This is a genomic window from Nocardia sp. NPDC059154, from assembly GCF_042755705.1.
Lineage (GTDB): Bacteria > Actinomycetota > Actinomycetes > Mycobacteriales > Mycobacteriaceae > Nocardia.
In genome coordinates this window covers 49,599-63,844 of the sequence record NZ_JBHZCS010000058.1, presented here as the reverse complement: position 1 = coordinate 63,844, position 14,246 = coordinate 49,599, and the positions used below count along the sequence as shown (strand labels likewise).

The following is a 14,246-nucleotide window of genomic DNA, read 5'->3' as shown; positions in this document are numbered from 1 at the left end:
CCGTCGGAGAACGGGTTCAAGTTGCCGTGCTGGATGGTGTTCGACAGGGTTTCGACGGCGGTCGCCAGGTCGGCGATTCCGCATGCGTCGAGTGTTTCCCCTTTCGAATCCATGTGCTAATTCTACCGCTGCGCGTTCATTGAGAGAACCCGAATTGTCCTGTACGCCTTACTCTTTCGCAAATAGTTCGATCTCGGAGCGTGGGCGTGGGTGGAGCGCGCCGCAGCCCACACCTGGCTGGCTTGGCTGACACGGAGCGCTTACGTCGGAAGATTCCAAACGGCTCGACCTGTACGGCACCGTCAACATCGTCGCGAGGATTCGTGCCCGCCGCCGAATTCTGGACCGAGCGCCTGACACCCGATCTGGAAGTCGATCGTGCTCCCGAATCCCACTCGGACGCAATGGAACAAGCGTTGCCATCCCGCTTCTCGCCGCGCCCGAGGCCGGAAGGATCACGGGACAGATCCTGCAGATCAACGGCGGAACCGTCCGCGGCCACGGCCGATCAACACCACTGCTTGGCTCGGCAGATGGCCGACCGGGTTGGGGCGGATCAGACGTGGCTCCGGCCGGTGGGGAGTAGTTCGGCGATGAGTTTCTCTACGCGCGTGCGGATTTCGTCGCGAATGGGACGGACGGCCGCCACGTCTCGGCCGGCGGGGTCGTCGAGCTGCCAGTCGCGGTAGTCGACGCCGGGGAAGTACGGGCAGGTGTCGCCGCAGCCCATGGTGATGACGACGGTGGAGGTCTGCACGGTGTCGGGCGTGAGGATCTTCGGTGTCTGAGCGGTGATGTCGATGCCGAGTTCGGCCATCGCCTCGACGGCGGCGGGGTTGATGGTCTCGGCGGGAGCGGTCCCGGCCGACCGGACCTCGATCGCGTCGCCGGCCAGGTGGGTGAGGAAGCCCTGGGCCATCTGGGAGCGTCCGGCATTGTGGACGCAGACGAACAGCACGCTGGGTGTGGCGGTCATCGGCTGGGCGGGCCTTTCAGGAGGTCTGGATGTTGTGGGGCGTGACGATGTCGTCCGCCGGTACGGGATCGGGGTAGAGCAGCCCGATCAGGACGAAACCGAGTGCGGCGCCGAGAATTTGGGCGGCGATGAACGCGGGCACCGACGCGGGGGCGATTCCGGCGAAGGTGTCGGAGAAGATGCGCCCGACGGTGACGGCCGGGTTGGCGAAGCTGGTGGAGCTGGTGAACCAGTAGGCCGAGCCGATGTAGGCGGCGACGGCTGCGGCCGAGAGTGCCGCGCGGCCGGTGCGGGCGAGCGCGAAGATGACCGCGATCAGTCCGGCCGTGGCGACGACTTCGCCGACCAGATGGCCTGTGGTGACGCGGTGATGGGTGGCGATCTGGACGGCGGGCTGGTCGAACATGATGTTGGCCAGCACCGCCCCCGCGATCCCGCCGAGGATCTGCGCACCGATGTAGGCCACCAGGTCGGTGGCGCTCAGCCCGGTGCCGCGGCGGCGTCCGGCCCACCAATCCGCTGCCGAGACAACGGGATTGAAGTGAGCCCCGGAAACCGGGCCGAGCATCAGGATCAGGATGCCCAGCCCGAACACCGTGGCGGTCGAGTTCTCCAGTAGTTGGAGACCCACATCGTGTGCGGACAGTTGCTGGGCCGCGATCCCGGAACCGACCACCACGCACACCAGCAGACCGGTGCCGACGAACTCGGCCAGCAGTCGTCGTCTCCGCGTGTTCATCGGACCGCCGCTTCGGGGAGCGCGATATCCAGTAGTGCCGAAAGCTGGTGCAGTGCAGCGGGTTCGACCCGGTAGTACACCCACGACCCGCGCCGCTCGCTCGACAGCAGCCCCGCCTCGCGCAATACCCGCAGGTGATGGGAGATGGTCGGCTGGGAGACGTCGAAGCCGTCGGAGATATCGCATACGCAGGCTTCCTGCCCGGTGTGGCTGGCGATCACCGATAGCAGCCGCAAGCGCACCGGGTCCGACAACGCCTTGAACACCGCGGCCAGCTCCGTCGCCGCCTGCGCTGTCAACGGTTCGCGGACAAGGGGCGTGACCTCACACGCGGGTGGGGTCACAGCCAGCGGAAGCACTCGATTCGACACCCGTCGATATTGATGGATATCGAATCAGTGGGCAAGCGAACACCTGGTGAACAACTCGGTGCGGGCTCAGCCGCAGCAGGATACCCCGGAGGCCAGGGCATCCGCCTTGGCCGCGCTGCCGCAGCAGGCCCCCTCGGCGGCGGCTTCCTCGGCGGTGCCGCAGCAGACCGCCATGGCCTGCGCGTCGTCCGCGACCGCTCCCGAGGCCAGAACCGGTGCAGTGCCGAAGGTTTCGCTATCGGCCAGCACCGTGTAGACCTCCCAGCGCTCGGTGTCTGGCGCGGTGACCCACACCTTGTCCTGGGTGGCGAAGCAACAGGTGGTCGCGATCTGCTCCTCGGTGAACATGCCGGCCTCGGAGAGTCGCGCGATCTCGGCGTGCACCTGATCGCTGGACTCGACCTCGACCCCCAGGTGGTTGAGGCTGCCACCGTGCCCCGGGTTCTCGATCAGCACCAGCTTGAGCGGCGGCTCGGCGATGGCGAAATTCGCGTAACCGGGCTTGCGCTTGGCCGGCTCGGCCTGGAACAGGGTCGAATAGAACGCCACCGCCTGGTCGATGTTGTCGACGTTGAGAGCGAGCTGAACACGAGACATGAGACCGTACCTCCACTTGTGAGACATATGTCGAAGAACTGGTGTGATCGAGTCTGCGCCACTATTTCGACATATGTCAAGAAGGTGGGTAACCTGGTTCGCATGCCCAAGGCGCTGCCCGTGATCGACATGTCCGCCCCGGTCTGCTGCGCCCCCGTCGCCGCCGGTCCCGTCGGCGACGCCGCCGCCCTGGAAATCGCCCTCCGTCTCAAGGCCATAGCCGACCCGGCCCGCGTGAAACTCCTGTCCCTCCTGCTCGCCAGCCCCCTCGGCGAGGAGAACACCGGCGACCTGGCCGCAGCCGTCACGCTCGCCGAATCCACCGTCAGCCACCACCTCGGCCAGCTGAAGAAGGCCGGCCTGGTCGAGTCCGAACGCCGCGGCATGAACACCTACCACCGCGCCCAGCGCGACTCCCTCGCCGCCCTGTGCGTCGTCCTCGACCCGAACTGCTGCCGCTAGCCCCGACTGTCAAGATCCGCGAACAGCCCTGGCAGTGGAAAGTCGTCGCTGGTGAGAATGCATTGGCGCGGCGGGCTTTTCGTGAGTCGGCCGCGCCGATGCAGGCCATCATGTTCGTGTCGGTTGTGGACGCCGAAGCCGGTGGCGGCGTTGTTGTAGATCTGCGCCATGGGGTGGGTGGGCTGGGGTTTCCCGCCATTGCTTCAAATCGGGTGGGGTTGCGCGGGTGGGGTCGGGCGCTCGGTGAGGGAAGTCGATAGTGGCCCCTGCGCGCGGAATCTGTGCTTGGATACGCGGACCTGGGCGGCCTGGTGAGGTAGTCCGATGTCACCTTCCGTTGGAACCTGTTCCACTGGACGAGGTGGGTCTGACCAGGGATTATCGGATTCGATGCCCCGGAAGTTGGGGGCAGTTTCCCGAATCGGGGTGGGTGGGGTGAGCGCGTTTTGTACACTCCCCGCTGAAGTGAATAGACGTCACTTCAGATCCTGAATTCGAGGTACCCATGAAGTCTTCAACACCGGTGGGGGTGTTTGCCGTCCGTGTCGCCGCGGCCGTGATCGGCGCGGGGCTGCTGATCGCGGGCGTTGCCGGGTGCGGCAGCGACAAGTCGTCCGACAGTTCGCCGGGCGGTGCCACCAGCACCGCCGCCACATCAGTCAGCTCCACGGCCACTCCCGCACCGACGACCGTCGCGCCCGCGCCGACGACCGAGGCCCCCGCGCCGCAACCGGCGGCCACGGAACCGGCCGCGCCGCAGCCCGTCGCGCCGGAGGTCGTCGCGCCGCAACCGGTCGCGCCGCAGCCGGCCGCACCCAAGCCTGCGCCGCAGACGCAGCAGCAGAAGCCCGCGCCGCCGACCCTGGACGCGCCCGGATTCGAGCCGCGTGCGGGTTACTGAGAAGGCTGGACAGGTTCGTGCTGGGTAATGGCGGGCGGTGGTTGTGTGCCGCCGCGGTAGCGTTCGCGGCCTCGGTATCCACCGTGGCCGCGGCGAACGCGGATCCGGCTTCGCCGGATGCCACCCCCGCGGGCAAAGAGCTGGTGGTGCTGGGTGATTCGTTCTCCGCGAACGCCTGGGACTTCTTCGACGAGGACAACAGCTGCCTGCGCCACGGCCGGACGGCCTGGCCGGTGCAGCTGGGCCGGCTCATGGGCGTGTACGGGACCGACGAGATGGCCGATCCCTCCTGCCCGGGCGCGTCGATCGACAGCGGCCCGGGGTGGAGCCTGGCCCAGGAGGCCCAGAAAGCGGACAAGGCAGGCGCTTTCGGGTCGAATACCAAGGTCGTCACGCTGCAGTTCGGGCTGAACGACAAGTGGGGCAAGAACGACCAGACGCTCTGGAAGTCGTTGCAGGGCTGTGTGTTCAACCTGGTCGACGGCTGCGATCCGGAGTCGATCGACCAGGGCCGGATGCCCGACTACAACGGTGTGTCCGGGGCGTTGATGGCCAAGCGTATGAGCAATGCGGTCACCTACATCAAGTACTACGCACCGAACGCCCGCATCGTGTTCGTCGGCTATCCGGAGTTGTTCACCCGGGGCAGCAGCACGGTCTGTCTCAGCATCGGCGGCATCGCGCCGTTCATCCAGTCGCGCGGTCGCGCGGTGGTGGAGTACTTCGACCGCATCGACCAGGCGCAGCGGGAAGCCGCCCAGCTGCTGGGCATCGAGTTCCTGGATTCCCGCGCGCTCACCACCGGTCATGGGCTCTGCTCGTCGCAGCCCTGGCTGAATGGCGTGTTCGATCCACGGGCCGATCTCGACGGCCTGTTCTTCCATCCGTCGAGCCAGGGTGACGCCGTGGTCGCCAACGCCATCTACGACCGATACGGGCACTGATGCCATCGATATTCCGTCGATCGGACTGTTGACCATCGATAGCCTCCTCGTCGAGTTTCCCGATTGTCCAGGGGTTTTGCGGTTTGCTGAATCCCGCACCCCGGCCCTCGGGGCCTCTTGTACACTCCGCGCAAAAGTGAAAAGTTCACCGTTCAATTTGCGATTCGAGGGTTTCATGAAGTTCCGTATCCCAGGCGCACGCACCGCGGTGGCCGCCATCGGCGGGGTCGTGCTGATCGGCGCGCTGGCCGCGTGCGGAAGCGACAAGGCCGCCGACACGCCCACCACCCCGGCGAGCACCACCGTCGCCGTCGTGAGCAGTTCGGCCGCTCCCGCGAGCAGCGCCGCCCCGGCGCCGAGCGCGGCCCCCACGCCCGCCGCGGCCCCGGAGGCCGCCACCGAAGCACCCGCCCCGCAGCCGGCGGCCCCCGCAGCGCCCGAAGCGCCTGCGGCACAACCGGTTGCGCCCAAGCCCGCACCGCAGACCCAGCAGGCGCCCAAGCCCGCGCCGCCGACCCTGGATGCCCCCGGGTTCGAGCCCCGCGCAGGCTACTGACGAAACCGGAGTACACACGTGTCGGGAATCAACGGTCGGTGGCTGTGTGCCGCGGTGGTCGCGTTCGCGGCGGCCATGACGGGAACATCGGGGGCGCAAGCGGATTCGGTACCGCAGGGTAAGGAACTCGTCATCCTGGGCGACTCGTTCACGGCCAACGGCTGGAACCCGCTGTCCCAGGAGAAGAAGTGCGACCACGGCGACACCGCGTGGCCGGTGCAGCTGAGCGCACTGATGGGCGTGCAGGGCACCGATCGGATGTGGAACCAGTCGTGTCCGGGCGCGTCGCTCGACACCGGGGACGGGTACACCCTGAAGGTCCAGGCCGGCAACGCCGACAAGGCGGGCTCGTTCGGCCCGAAAACCAAGTTGGTGACGGTGCAGTTCGGCCTCAACGACGTGTGGGGTGGCGCCCCACAGTCCCCGTGGAGCTCGATCGAGCGCTGCTTCTACGACGTTGTCGGCGGCTGCGGTCCCGACGCGGTGGCCGCCGGCCGAATGACCGACCCGCAGAAGGTGACCGGCGCCGAGTACGCCTCCCGCATCAGCAAGGTCGTCACCTACATCCGGTACTACGCGCCGAACGCGCACATCGTGATCGTCGGCTACCCGGAGCTGTTCCGGCCCGACCAGGACGCCATCTGCTTCGACATCGCCGGCGCCCCGGTCACCCAGCCGCGCGGCCGCACGGTCGTCGAGTACCTCAATCGCATCGACCAGGCCGAGCGCGAAGCCGCCGCGCGGCTGAACCTGGAATACCTCGACGCCCGCGCGCTCACCGCCGGGCATGGGCTGTGTACGCCGCAGCAGTGGGTCAACGGAGTGTTCGACCCGAAAGTCAATATCGCCGGGCTGCCGTTCCACCCCGCTCCGCAGGGCGACGCCGTGGTAGCAAACGCACTGTACGAGAGGTACGCACGATGACCCGCCCACCCGAAGTCGCCCCGCGCGAGGCCTCCGCCGCGCTCGCGGTGGAGCAGTACACCACCCAGCTCCTCCAGCCCGCCCAGTCCACGCGGGCCGCCGAACCGGTCCGGACGGCCGAGCCGGTCCGGACGAAGGGCCTCACCGAGTCCGTCGCCGAGCGCGCCCGGCGGGAGCGGCCCGCGCTGCCCTCGCTGACCGGCGCGCGGTGGTGGGCGGCGTTCGCGGTATTCGTCTTGCACGCCTTGGTGTTCCTGCCGGTCTACCCGTTCCAGAAGTCGGCGCTGTTCCGCCACATCCACGAGTGGATCCCGATGCAGCTCGGGGCCGCGGGCGTCACGTTCTTCTTCGTGCTGTCCGGCTTCATCATCTACTGGTCGTTCCGGCCGGGCATGTCGGTGCGCGCCTTCTACCGGCGGCGGGTGCTCAAGATCTATCCGACGCACCTGTTGGCTGCCGCCGCCTTCATCGTGGTGGCGAGCGTGCCCCTGCACCGCGCGGTGGTGTGGGTGCCGAACCTGCTGCTGGTGCACACCTGGGTGCCGAAGTGGACCACGGTCGGCGGGCTGAACGTCCCGTCCTGGTCGCTGGCCGCGGAAGTGCTGTTCTACCTGAGCTTTCCGCTGCTGCTGCCGCTGGTCATGCGGATCCCGACCCGCCGCCTGCTGCTGGCCGCGGGCCTGCTGATGCTGGGCATCGCCCTGCTGCACACCTCGTACTTCCTGTGGGTGGACGGTCCGAAGGGCATCGCGAATGCCTTTGCGCCGAGGCTGGTTCCGGGCAATGCGTCGCCGCACTACGAACTGCACGCCTCCCCGGCCTGGTTCCAGCAGCCCGACATCCCGGTGTCCCCGTCGTACTGGCTCAGCTACACCTTCCCGCTGTCGCGCCTGCCGGAGTTCTTCCTCGGCGTGCTGGCGGCCCGCACGGTGCTCGAAGGTCGTTGGCGCAACACCAATCTCGCCTGGCCGCTGGTCGCGCTGACCGTCGCGTACGCGGCGACCTGGGTGGTGCCGGTGAACTACAAGATGTCGGTGCTGCTGCTGCCCCCGATGACGGCGGTGGTGGCCACCATGGCCGCCCGGGACCTGGCCGGCATCCGCGGCCTCAACTCCCACCCGCGCATGGTGTGGCTCGGCAATGTCTCCTTCGCCTTCTACCTCATCCAGTTCCCGGTCATGGTCCTGGTCACCCGATACCTGATCGGCGGCAGGGAGTTCGGCATCCTCGGCTGGGCCGGCTTCTCCCTGCTGTGCCTGGTCGTGTCCACCGCCCTCGCCGCACTGCTCTACCACTGGGTCGACCTGCCCATCATGCGGAACTTCGCCCGCTCGAAGCGGGTCGCCCGCGCGAAGGTCTAGTCCCGCTCTACCTGTTGCTTGTCGATAGCTGTACGTGCTGACCGACGTTCCTTGCGACACAACCTTCCTCATTGCTGGTCGTCCGTCCAAAAGCCGGGTGGTGTTCACCACCCGGCCACGGGCAGAGCGGTGATCCGACACCTAGAACCTGTTCTATTCGGGGCGCACTTCGGTAACGACCCGCAAAGGAACATGTATGCGCCACAAAGGCGTTGGAAACGGCCACGGCAAAGTCTTCGCTATCACGGCTGCGGCCGCACTGGCGGTGTTGGGAGGCTCCGCGGTCACGCCGACCGTGGCGCACGCCGCGGTCACCAGCCCGAACCTGATCGTGGATGGCGATGCCGAGGCGGTGGCACAGTGCTCACCGAAGGGGCTGGACGGCATGACGCTGCCGGGCTGGACCATCGGCAAGGGTGAGCCGAATGCGGTGTGCTACGGACAGTCCGGATGGCCGGACGCGTCCTCGCCGGGTCCGTCGAACCGGGGTTCGAAGTTCTTCGCCGGCGGCGGTACCGGTAATGCCGAGATGGATCAGACCATCAGCGTCTCGGCCGCGGGCGCGGCCATCGACCAGGGGGGCGTGAGCTTCGATCTCAATGGCTGGCTGGGCGGATACGGTGCCCAGGACGACCGCGTAAACATGACGGCGACATTCCTCAGCGCATCGGGCTCCCAGCTCGGTTCGGCCGAGTGCGACGACGTGAGCAGCATCGATCGCGGCCTGAAAACCGGTCTGCTGCAGCGTGATACGAAGGGCACCCTGCCGAAGGGCACGCGCGCGGTGAAGATCCAGCTGAACTTCAGCTGGACCGACGGCGACACCAACGACGGCTACGCCGACAACCTGTCGTTCACCATCGGCGCCGCACTGCCCGCGCCGAAGCTGACCGCACCCGCCTCGACGGTGCCTGGTTACGACCACGTCTTCGTGGTCTACCTGGAGAACCAGGATTACGACGGCCTCACCGGCATCATCGGTAATCCCCAGGCCCCCTACATCAACGGCCTGCGGCCGCAGGGCGCGACGCTGAGCCAGTCCTACGCCACGACGCATCCGAGCGATCCGAACTATGTCGCGCTGGCGGCGGGCGGACTGTACGGGCTGGTCGACAACAGCGTGGGCACGACGACCCTCGACGCGCGCCACATCGGCAACAGCGTGGACGCCGCGCACAAGACCTGGAAGGGCTACGCCGAGGACGCCAACGGCAATTGCGACCAGGCCTCCCACGGCCAGTACTACCCGGATGACCTGCCGTTCTTGTACTTCCAGAACATGAAGTCCAACCAGTCCTACTGCGCGGCACACCTGCAGCCGCTCACGCAGATGACGACCGACCTGCAATCCGCCGCCACCACCCCGAACTTCGTCTGGTTCGCCGCCAACGAATGCCACAACATGGAGGGCTGCGGCGTCGCCTCGGGTGACAGCTGGCTGAGCTCCACCCTGCCTGCGATCCTCAACTCCCCGGCCTGGAAGCAGCAGCGCTCGCTGCTCATCCTGACCTGGGACGAGGGTGCCACCAAGGCGTTCGGCCCGCTGTTCCCGAACCGGGTCCCGACCATCGTGCTGGGCTCGCAGAACACCGTGAAGGCCGGCTTCACCAGCTCCCAGCGCACCGACCAGTACGGCTTGCTCCGCACCATCGACACCGCCCTCGGCCTGCAGCCCCTGACCAACAACGACGGTTACGCGGCCACGGTGAACGACATCTGGTCCGGCCACTGACGGTCCCGTCGCTCGTCCGGATGATCTGACCGCGCAGGCACACCCGGTGTGCCTGCGCGGCGTGGTCGGTGTTGGTGCGTGGCGTGTTCGCGCGACGCGCGGCATCCTGGGCGGATCGCGAGGTGCGGGATCCTGTCGGTTCGCACGGCTAGTCTGCGGGGATGGTCAAACCGGAGTCGGCGCTGCGCCGCTTGATGCGCGATACGGGAAAACTGCTGCAGCCGTATGGGTTTGAGGGGGCGGAGCCGACCTGGGTGCGGGGGATGCCCGGCGGTACGGCCACCGTGGCGCGGACGCGCACATTCCGAACGTTCACCGGTGGACAGCAGATGCTCCGATTCGGGCTGGGCGCCTGGGCGACCCCGACCGCGTGGTGGGAATTCCGCAACTGGCGCAACGAACGCCTGGGCCGTGCACCGCTCGCGCTCGAGACCGCGGCGGGGCCCGGCCTGCTCCCGGGCGAGGGTCTACCCGAGGACCCGGACCAGCTGTGGTCGGTGCGCCTCGACCCCGACCAGCCGGGTCACGTCCAGCCCGGCGATATCGACCTCATTCGCGCAGAGCTGCCCCGGCGCGTCCACGCCCACGCCCGCCGCGCGCTGCGCCTGCTCGACCAGGACAACTATCTCGAAGAGTTACTGGCGCAACCGAATCCGACCACCGCCACCTGGGAGGCCATCGCCGTGCTGCTCGCCGAGCAGGGCCCGAGCTCCCGCCTCGACGACGCTCTGGATCGCCTGACGCGCGCAGCGCGGGAGCAGCCCGACTCTCGCACTCAGGACGTCGTCGACTTCATCGCGGCCCGCACTTTGTCGAGCCGCTCGGCGTAGAAGAACGTGGCCGGTGGCGTAACCCGCTCGGGCTCGGTCTTCTTGGAGAACACCGCGCTATTGTCGCCCGGCGGGCCTATTGCTGCCCGGCGGAGCGCTGGTATTCGCGCCAGGCCTTCTGTGTTTCGGTGAGTTTCGGCTTCGGTGTGCGATTGCGGAAGAAATTGACCACCATCACGACCGGCAGAATGAACGCCTGGAAGAAGATGAGGTAGGAGCCGCCGTCGAAAAGGAAGGCGAGATAGAAGGCGTAGCCGAGATAGACCGCACCGAAAATGCCGTTGATCGAGCGTGAGGCGCTGCTCTGCCCCTGCCGCACCACCGCCAGCGCCAGCATGATCACGCCACTGAGCGCGAGCAGGCCCACATACCAATTGAACATGGTTTCCCCCGAGAACAATTCGAGCCCAACCGTTCGGCTCGGCCGCGCCGAACCATAACACCGGCCGGGACCGGGCGCCATCGATAAATCGATGCACGCCCGGTGTCTCAGCGACGGGGAATGGCGGGCGTATCCCAGGCGCGGGCGTAGCGGGTCTTGTCCGCGGACTTCGCCGGCTTGGCGCGGTACACCACGTACGGGCGGACCAGGTAGCCGATGGGCGCGGAGAACATGTGGACCAGGCGGGTGTAGGGCCAGAAGGCGATGAGGGACAACACGATCAGGCCGTGCGCCTGGAAGGTCCAGGGGGTGCCGACCATGAGGTCGGGGTGCGGGTGCAGGGTGAACAGGCTGCGGAACCAGGGGGAGACGGTCTCGCGGTAGTTGTAGGTGCCCCAGAGCAGGTTGCTGCCGACGGTGTTGAGCAGACCGGTGATCAGGGCGGCGGCCAGCAGGATGTACATCACCTTGTCATTGGTGGTGGTGGCTTGACGGACGGCGGGGACGGTGACGCGGCGGTAGAGCAGGATGCCGATCCCGGCGATGACCGCCACGCCCGCAACGGATCCCGCGGAGACGGCGACCACGTGATAGGTCTCCTCGGAGATGCCGACAGCGTCGGTCCAGGACTGCGGGATGAGCACGCCGAGCACGTGCCCGCCGATCACCCCGAGCATGCCGAAGTGGAACAGCGGGCTGCCCAGGCGCAGCAGCCGTGACTCGTAGACCTGCGAAGACCGTGTGGTCCAGCCGAATTGGTCGGTGCGATAGCGCCACAGGTGCCCGAGCACGAACGACGTGAACGCGATGTAGGGCAGCATCAGCCAGAGCGCGGAGCTCATCGGCGGGCCTCCGATCCGGTGAAGGCGAGCGGGTCCATGGCGAAGGGCTCCAATCCGACTTCTTCCTCGGGCGGGCCCTGGGCGGCGAGTTCGGCGATGCGCCGGCGGTCGGCGGTGGTGACCGGTGGCAGGGTCGCCACCACCGACGCCAGCACCCCGGCGTAAGGAGATCCGCTGTCGGAAAGCGACAACCGCAGCAGTTCCAGCACCGGGACGTGTTCGCCCAGCAGTCGTTCGCCGCCGACGGGATCGACGGTGGCGGCGAATTCGAGCAGCACGGGCAGGTGGTCGGGCAGCTCCTCGTCGCCGAGCTCGACCCCGGCGTGGCGGTAGGCGTGCTTGAAACGCAGCAGCGCCATCCCGCGCTTGCGGGTGTCCCCGTAGGCGTAGAAGGTCAGGTGCAGGCTGGCCCGGCGGCGCATGTCGAAGGTCTCGACATACTCCTGTGCGAGCGCGATCGCATCGCCGGTGCGCAGGTGCGCGAGGAACCCGGCCAGCAGCGGACGGATCGCGTCCGGCAATTCCGCTGTGGCGGCGTCGAGTTCGTCGAGCATGGCCAGGGTCTGCGCGCTCGGATAGTCGAGCAGCAGCGCGCCCAGCCGCCACACCAGTCGCCGATCGCGTTCGCTCATGGCGACGGCGGGTTCGGGCCGTCGCCGCAGTTTCAGCAGGCTCATCGCGGGGCTCCGGTGGATTCCGTTGCGGCGGTGTCGAGTTCGTCGATCATGGCACGCGTCCGCGGGTGCGGGTAGTCGAGCGACAGTGCGTTCAGCCGCCAGGCCTGCCGCCGATCCTCTTCGTGCGCGGTGACGGCGGGTTCGGTGCGCCGTCGCGGTTTCAACAGGCTCATCGTGTGGCTCCGGTGGGTTCCGGCTCGGCGGCGGCAGCGCCGTTGCTGACGCCGTCGACACCGGAACCATGGTGGCCATTGCCGTTTCCGTTGCCGTTTCCGGACGTGGCGGTGGATACGCCGGCGCCGCTGCCGTTCGCTCCGTTTCCGCCATGGCCATTGGCACCGGAGCCATTGGTGCCGGCTTCGGTGGGCACCAAGCCTTTCGTGCTCTTGCCGTCCCAGTTCAACAGGTTGATGCGGTTGGATTTCTGGTCGGGGGAGGCATCGTTGGTGTCGGTGAGGTGGAATTTGTCGGCCATGTAGTCGAAGGCCGTCATGCCGGGGCCGCCGTCGGTGTCGAGCGAGCAACCCGTGGCGAGGGAATCCAGTTCGTGGGCACGGGAAGTCGCGCCCGACGGGATCACGTAGCGGTGTTCGTATTTGGCGATCGCGAGCAGCCGGTACATGGCTTCGATCTCTTCGGGCTCGAGGCCGACCGCATCCGGGATGGACAGGTCGGGTTCCTGGCCCAGGTTGATCGAGCGCATGAACGACCGCATCCCGGCGAGCCGCTGCAACGAGGCACGGACCGGGCCGATCTCACCGGCGGTGAACAGTTCGGCCAAGTACTCCAACGGAATACGCAGGGCGTCGATGGCGCCGAAGAGATTGTTGTGGTTCTCCCCGTCGTGCCCGGTCTGGGTCAGGGTGTCCACCACCGGCGACAGCGGCGGCACGTACCAGACCATGGGCATGGTCCGGTATTCCGGATGCAGCGGCAAGGCGATCTGGTAGTCCACGATCAGCTTGTAGACCGGCGAATCCTGGGCGGCCTGAATCCATTCCGGCGAGATCCCGGCCCGCTCGGCCTCGGCGATGACGCGCGGGTCGTGCGGGTTGAGGAACACGCCCAGCTGGGCGGGATAGAGGTCCTGGTCGTTCTCCACCGAGGCGGCCTCGAGGACCTTGTCGGCGTCGTAGAGCATGACCCCGATGTAGCGCAGTCGCCCGACGCAGGTTTCCGAGCAGACGGTGGGGATGCCGACTTCCACCCGCGGGTAGCAGAAGGTGCATTTCTCTGCCTTGCCGGTCTTGTGGTTGAAGTAGATCTTCTTGTACGGGCATCCGGTGACGCATTGCCGCCAGCCGCGGCACTTGTCCTGGTCGACGAGCACGATGCCGTCCTCGGCGCGCTTGTAGATCGCGCCCGACGGGCACGACGCGGCACACGAGGGGTTGAGGCAGTGCTCGCAGATGCGCGGCAGGTAGAACATGAACGTTTCTTCGAACTCCAGCTTGACCTGCTCGGAGAGCTTGGCCAGCAACGGGTCCTTACCCACCTGCTCCGGGCCCGACCCCAGCGAGTCGTCCCAGTTCGCGCCCCAGGTGACGTTGGTGTCCTCACCGGTGATCAGCGACTTGGGCCGCGCCACCGGCGTGGTGTCCATCTGCGGCGCGGACAGCAGATTGTCGTAGTCGTAGCTCCACGGGTCGTAGTAGTCCGACACCGTGGGCAGATCCGGGTTGGCGAAGATATTGAGCAGCCGCTTCATCCGCGACCCGGACTTGAGGGTCAGCCGGCCCTTCCTGTCGAGGGTCCAGCCGCCCTTCCACTTCTCCTGGTCCTCGTAGCGACGCGGATAACCCTGTCCCGGACGGGTTTCCACATTGTTGAACCACACGTACTCGGTGCCGGAACGGTTGGTCCAGGCCTGCTTGCAGGTGACGCTGCAGGTGTGGCAGCCGATGCATTTGTCCAGGTTCATGACCATGGCCAGTTGCGCCATCACACGCATA

Annotated in this window: 17 protein-coding genes; 8 read left to right on the top strand and 9 right to left on the bottom strand. The window is 67.3% G+C overall.

The annotated features are described in order from the left end of the window. Positions 1-556: 556 nt before the first annotated feature. From ACFXN1_RS37405 to ACFXN1_RS37390, 4 genes are all read right to left on the bottom strand, one after another. The gene (locus ACFXN1_RS37405; protein WP_379445387.1) at positions 557-976 is read right to left on the bottom strand and encodes an arsenate reductase ArsC; all 420 of its coding nucleotides are present in this window, start codon (positions 974-976) and stop codon (positions 557-559) included. A 16-nt stretch (positions 977-992) separates the two neighbouring features. After that, positions 993-1,715 carry an aquaporin gene (locus tag ACFXN1_RS37400; protein ID WP_379445388.1) on the bottom strand — a complete coding sequence of 241 codons (723 nt, stop codon included), beginning with the start codon at positions 1,713-1,715 and terminating at the stop codon, positions 993-995. Beyond that, positions 1,712-2,086, bottom strand: coding sequence for an ArsR/SmtB family transcription factor (locus ACFXN1_RS37395; protein ID WP_379445390.1), 375 nt, complete (start codon positions 2,084-2,086; stop codon positions 1,712-1,714). The genes ACFXN1_RS37400 and ACFXN1_RS37395 overlap by 4 nt, the downstream gene beginning before the upstream one ends. A 66-nt stretch (positions 2,087-2,152) precedes the next feature. Next, positions 2,153-2,683: an ArsI/CadI family heavy metal resistance metalloenzyme gene (locus tag ACFXN1_RS37390; RefSeq protein WP_379445391.1), complete on the bottom strand. Its 531-nt coding sequence runs from the start codon at positions 2,681-2,683 to the stop codon at positions 2,153-2,155. 102 nt (positions 2,684-2,785) lie between these two features. On the opposite strand from ACFXN1_RS37390, the gene ACFXN1_RS37385 reads away from it, so the two are divergent. The 8 genes from ACFXN1_RS37385 (at position 2,786) to ACFXN1_RS37350 (ending at position 10,393) form a co-directional block, all read left to right on the top strand. After that, complete coding sequence (locus ACFXN1_RS37385; protein WP_379445392.1) at positions 2,786-3,145, top strand: Rv2640c family ArsR-like transcriptional regulator; 360 nt, start codon at positions 2,786-2,788, stop codon at positions 3,143-3,145. A gap of 505 nt (positions 3,146-3,650) precedes the next feature. Then, on the top strand, positions 3,651-4,046 hold the full coding sequence (locus ACFXN1_RS37380; RefSeq protein WP_379445394.1) for a hypothetical protein: 396 nt from the start codon (positions 3,651-3,653) through the stop codon (positions 4,044-4,046). Positions 4,047-4,063: 17 nt separating this feature from the next. Beyond that, positions 4,064-4,990 carry an SGNH/GDSL hydrolase family protein gene (locus ACFXN1_RS37375; protein ID WP_379445395.1) on the top strand — a complete coding sequence of 309 codons (927 nt, stop codon included), beginning with the start codon at positions 4,064-4,066 and terminating at the stop codon, positions 4,988-4,990. A gap of 175 nt (positions 4,991-5,165) precedes the next feature. Further along, the gene (locus ACFXN1_RS37370; protein WP_379445396.1) at positions 5,166-5,546 is read left to right on the top strand and encodes a hypothetical protein; all 381 of its coding nucleotides are present in this window, start codon (positions 5,166-5,168) and stop codon (positions 5,544-5,546) included. 18 nt (positions 5,547-5,564) lie between these two features. After that, the gene (locus ACFXN1_RS37365) at positions 5,565-6,470 is read left to right on the top strand and encodes an SGNH/GDSL hydrolase family protein (protein ID WP_379445397.1); all 906 of its coding nucleotides are present in this window, start codon (positions 5,565-5,567) and stop codon (positions 6,468-6,470) included. Beyond that, on the top strand, positions 6,467-7,831 hold the full coding sequence (locus ACFXN1_RS37360) for an acyltransferase family protein (RefSeq protein WP_379445399.1): 1,365 nt from the start codon (positions 6,467-6,469) through the stop codon (positions 7,829-7,831). The genes ACFXN1_RS37365 and ACFXN1_RS37360 overlap by 4 nt, the downstream gene beginning before the upstream one ends. A 196-nt stretch (positions 7,832-8,027) precedes the next feature. Continuing rightward, on the top strand, positions 8,028-9,563 hold the full coding sequence (locus ACFXN1_RS37355; RefSeq protein ID WP_379445400.1) for an alkaline phosphatase family protein: 1,536 nt from the start codon (positions 8,028-8,030) through the stop codon (positions 9,561-9,563). Positions 9,564-9,724: 161 nt separating this feature from the next. Then, the gene (locus ACFXN1_RS37350) at positions 9,725-10,393 is read left to right on the top strand and encodes a hypothetical protein (RefSeq protein WP_379445401.1); all 669 of its coding nucleotides are present in this window, start codon (positions 9,725-9,727) and stop codon (positions 10,391-10,393) included. Positions 10,394-10,469: 76 nt separating this feature from the next. Here ACFXN1_RS37350 and ACFXN1_RS37345 read toward each other — a convergent pair whose 3' ends face one another. The 5 genes from ACFXN1_RS37345 to narH form a co-directional block, all read right to left on the bottom strand. Then, positions 10,470-10,760 (bottom strand): hypothetical protein, encoded by a 291-nt coding sequence (locus ACFXN1_RS37345; protein ID WP_379379444.1) that lies wholly within the window; start codon positions 10,758-10,760, stop codon positions 10,470-10,472. 122 nt (positions 10,761-10,882) lie between these two features. Continuing rightward, entirely contained in the window at positions 10,883-11,617 is a 735-nt protein-coding gene (narI, locus tag ACFXN1_RS37340) for a respiratory nitrate reductase subunit gamma (RefSeq protein WP_379401826.1), read from the bottom strand. Beyond that, the gene (narJ, locus tag ACFXN1_RS37335; RefSeq protein WP_379445403.1) at positions 11,614-12,294 is read right to left on the bottom strand and encodes a nitrate reductase molybdenum cofactor assembly chaperone; all 681 of its coding nucleotides are present in this window, start codon (positions 12,292-12,294) and stop codon (positions 11,614-11,616) included. Before narJ ends, narI begins: the two co-directional genes overlap by 4 nt. Then, the gene (locus ACFXN1_RS37330) at positions 12,291-12,467 is read right to left on the bottom strand and encodes a hypothetical protein (protein ID WP_379379438.1); all 177 of its coding nucleotides are present in this window, start codon (positions 12,465-12,467) and stop codon (positions 12,291-12,293) included. The genes narJ and ACFXN1_RS37330 overlap by 4 nt, the downstream gene beginning before the upstream one ends. After that, positions 12,464-14,236: a nitrate reductase subunit beta gene (gene narH, locus ACFXN1_RS37325; protein WP_379445406.1), complete on the bottom strand. Its 1,773-nt coding sequence runs from the start codon at positions 14,234-14,236 to the stop codon at positions 12,464-12,466. The genes ACFXN1_RS37330 and narH overlap by 4 nt, the downstream gene beginning before the upstream one ends. Positions 14,237-14,246: the final 10 nt, after the last annotated feature.